We start from the raw sequence: 2,211 nt of genomic DNA, 5'->3' as shown, positions 1-2,211 counted from the left end.
CGCGCATGCTGCGCAGCCTGTTGCCGGCCTTGTCGCTGGCGCTGGTGCTTTTGGCGATCGCCTGGCTCAACCCGCGCGCCATCTCCTATTTCGGCTTCACCCTGATGCTCAACCTGGCGATCCCGATCGCCCTGGCCACGATCGCGCAGATGTTCGTTATCGCCGGCAATGAGCTCGACCTCTCGATTGGCACCTTCGTCGGCTTTGTCGGCTGCGTCACGGCGACCTGGCTGAAGGATGCGCCGCTGATCGGTGTGGCGGTGCTGCTGAGCTCGATCGGCGTCTATGCGCTGCTCGGCGCGCTGATCCACCTGCGCAACCTGCCCTCGATCGTGGTGACGCTGGGCATGAGCTTCGTCTGGCAGGGCCTCGCCATCCTCGTCCTGCCGAAGCCCGGCGGCAAGGCACCTGACTGGCTGTTATCGCTGATGGCCTTCAAGCCGCCTCTCATTCCGTTCCCGATCATCGCCGCGCTGGTGATCGCGGCGGTGGTGCATGTCGGCCTGATGCGCACATCCTATGGCGTCATCCTGCGCGGCTCCGGTGGCAATGCGGCGGCGCTGCGGCGCGCCGGCTGGTCGCTGCTCAAGACCAGGATCGTGCTGTTCGCGCTGACAGGACTGTTTGGGGTACTCTCCGGCATGGCGCTGATCGGCATCACCACCTCGGCCGACGCCAATATTGGCAACGGCTACACGCTGCTGTCGATCGCCGGCGTCATCCTCGGCGGCGGCGAATTCGTCGGCGGCCGGGTGTCGCCGATCGGCGCCGTCATCGGCGCGCTGACGCTGGCGCTCGCCGCCTCGCCGCTGTTGACCTTCATGCACATCCCGCCCGACTGGCAGGTGGCGGCCAACGGCGCCATCCTGATCATCGTGCTGGCGGCGCGGGTGCTGATCAGCCGCAGGGAGAGGTGAGCGATGGCCTCGCTGCGAATGCTGCTGGCCAAACCGTGGACCTGGTCCTTCATCGGCGCAGCCGTGGTGTGGCTGGCGACCATCGTCTTCACCGGCGGCTATGGTGCCGGCGGCATGATCACGGCGGCACTTTCGCTGGCCGTCTTCACCGTCATCGTCGGCGTCGGCCAGATGTTCGTCATCACGCTCGGACCCGGCAATGTCGACCTGTCGCTGCCGGCCAATATCGGGCTTGCCAGCGCGGTCGCCATGAAAGTGATGGACGGCAATGATTCAATGATCGCGGTCGGGCTGATCGCGGCGCTCGCCACCGGGGCTGCGATCGGCGCGGCCAACTATCTGCTGATCTGGGCGCTCCGCATCCCGCCGATCATCGCAACCCTGTCGGCGAGCTTCATCATACAGTCGATTGACATCAGCTATGGGCGCGGGCTGCAGATCAAGCCGCCGCCGGGTTTCGCCGACTTCACCAACTGGCAATTCCTCGGCATCCCGGTGCTGGCGATGCTGACGGTACTCTTCACCATCGGCGCGGCAACGGCGCTGCAGCGCATGATCTACGGCCGCTCGGTGCTGGCGATCGGCCAGAACATCCGCGCCGCCTGGCTCGCCGGCGTCAATGTCGGCCGCATCCGCTTCCTCACCTACACGCTGTCCGGCGCGCTCGGCGGTATCGACGGGGCGCTGCTCGCCGGCTATTTCCGCGGCGCCAATGTCGACATCGGCAACGAATACCTGCTCGCCTCGATCGCCGTCGTGGTCATAGGTGGCACCTCGGTCGCCGGCGGCAAGGCCAATGTGCCCGGCGTCTGGGGCGCTGGCCTGTTCCTGGTGCTGCTGCTCACCATGCTCAACACGTTCGGCGTCAGCGCCGGCGTGCGGCTGGTGCTGACCGGACTGATCATCGTCGGGGTGATAACGGCGGCAGGTGGGGAGAAGGCGTTGCGGTGATATCCAGGTGAGGCCGGCCTGCAAATGGCGGCTTCCTGCGCTTCCGGTGCTCACGTACTTCACCTGCGTTCCGCTCCGGTTCGCACCCAGTTTGGTCGCTTCGCGGCCGTCCGGCTCCGGCTGACCGAATATCGGCGGAGTTCGTCGGATCGTTTGGTGTTGCCTTCTTCAGCACGCTTTCGCGGCTTGTCCAGACAAGCATTGTGCCAGCGATGCCATCCGGTTCCCATTCGCGGCGCGGCCTAGTAAACCCGTCGTGATCGCAGCCGGTCTCGGGAGGTTCCGCTTGTCCAATTCTGTCAACGTCGCAAACGAGAACGGCGTGGCGGTGGTCATAATCGAC

Annotated in this window: 2 protein-coding genes; both read left to right on the top strand. The window is 65.8% G+C overall.

Annotation, left to right across the window (positions count from 1 at the left end; all coding sequences use genetic code 11):
* Positions 1 to 917, top strand: a 917-nt coding sequence (locus tag EOA33_RS33050) for an ABC transporter permease (RefSeq protein WP_145989435.1), incomplete at its 5' end; no start/stop codon positions are given.
* Between the two features lie 3 nt (positions 918 to 920).
* Positions 921 to 1,868: an ABC transporter permease gene (locus EOA33_RS33045; RefSeq protein WP_127407528.1), complete on the top strand. Its 948-nt coding sequence runs from the start codon at positions 921 to 923 to the stop codon at positions 1,866 to 1,868.
* The last annotated feature ends 343 nt before the right edge of the window (positions 1,869 to 2,211 follow it).

The sequence above is a fragment of the Mesorhizobium sp. M4A.F.Ca.ET.050.02.1.1 genome (assembly GCF_003997725.1).
GTDB lineage: Bacteria > Pseudomonadota > Alphaproteobacteria > Rhizobiales > Rhizobiaceae > Mesorhizobium.
Note: the sequence above shows the minus strand (reverse complement) of the source record. Positions and strands in the feature narration are given on the sequence as shown.